The sequence below is a fragment of the Aeromonas dhakensis genome (assembly GCF_000820305.1).
GTDB lineage: Bacteria > Pseudomonadota > Gammaproteobacteria > Enterobacterales > Aeromonadaceae > Aeromonas > Aeromonas dhakensis.
Genome location: NZ_CDBH01000070.1, coordinates 1 through 937, shown reverse-complemented (window position 1 = coordinate 937; position 937 = coordinate 1). Strand labels below are relative to the sequence as shown.

General features: G+C 62.1%; 2 protein-coding genes. Both read left to right on the top strand.

Annotated features, from left to right (window positions below; genetic code table 11):
• Nucleotides 1–266: formate dehydrogenase accessory sulfurtransferase FdhD (locus BN1143_RS20965; protein WP_042052078.1), on the top strand; the 266-nt coding region annotated here is incomplete at its 5' end.
• Nucleotides 253–937: molybdopterin-dependent oxidoreductase (locus BN1143_RS20960; protein ID WP_156141335.1), on the top strand; the 685-nt coding region annotated here is incomplete at its 3' end. The genes BN1143_RS20965 and BN1143_RS20960, both read left to right, overlap by 14 nt.

Here is a 937-nt window from a genome sequence, read left to right as displayed (position 1 = left end):
ACAAGCTGATCGGCCTGCTGCTGCGCCGGCACAGTGCGTGCGACACCATGGTGGTGACCAGCCGCTGCGGCAGCGAGCTGGTGCAAAAAGCCGCCCGTTTCGGTGCCCGTCACCTCATCTGTCTGGCATCACCCAGCCAGCTGGCGGTCAGGCTGGCCCTCAAATACAACCTCAACGTCGTTCATATTCCCAAGTTTGATGCCCCGGTCAGCTACTCCAGCTATCGCCCGGCGGATCCCATCGGAGAGTGCCATGAGTCATATTGAAAAGCCCGCCAAAGCCGGCGGTTTTTCGTCCCTGCAATCCACCATGAAACAGGTGCTGCGCAGCCAGAAGACCCGTCAGAACATCAAGAACCTGCTGCGGGTCAACCAGACCGACGGCTTCGACTGCCCGGGCTGCGCCTGGGGTGACAACGACCACGGCACCTTCCAGTTCTGCGAGAACGGCGCCAAGGCGGTGGCCTGGGAATCCACCGGCAAGACGGTGGGGGCCGAGTTTTTCGCGGCCCACTCGGTGCGCCAGCTGGCCACCCAGAGCGACTACTGGCTCGAGTATCAGGGGCGGCTGACCGAGCCGATGCGCTACAACCCTGCGACCGATCACTACGAGCCGGTAAGCTGGGACGATGCCTTCGCCCTGATTGCCGACACCCTCAAGGGGCTTGCCAGCCCGGACGAGGTGGAGTTCTACACCTCGGGGCGTGCCAGCAACGAGGCTTCTTATCTTTATCAGCTGTTTGGCCGTTTGTTTGGTACCAACAACTTCCCCGACTGCTCCAACATGTGCCACGAGGCGAGCGGGGTGGCGCTGATCCAGTCGGTCGGCATCGGCAAGGGGACTGTGGTGCTGGATGACTTCGACCAGGCCGATGCGGTGTTTGTCTATGGCCAGAATCCGGGTACCAACCACCCACGCATGATGAATGCCCTGCGCC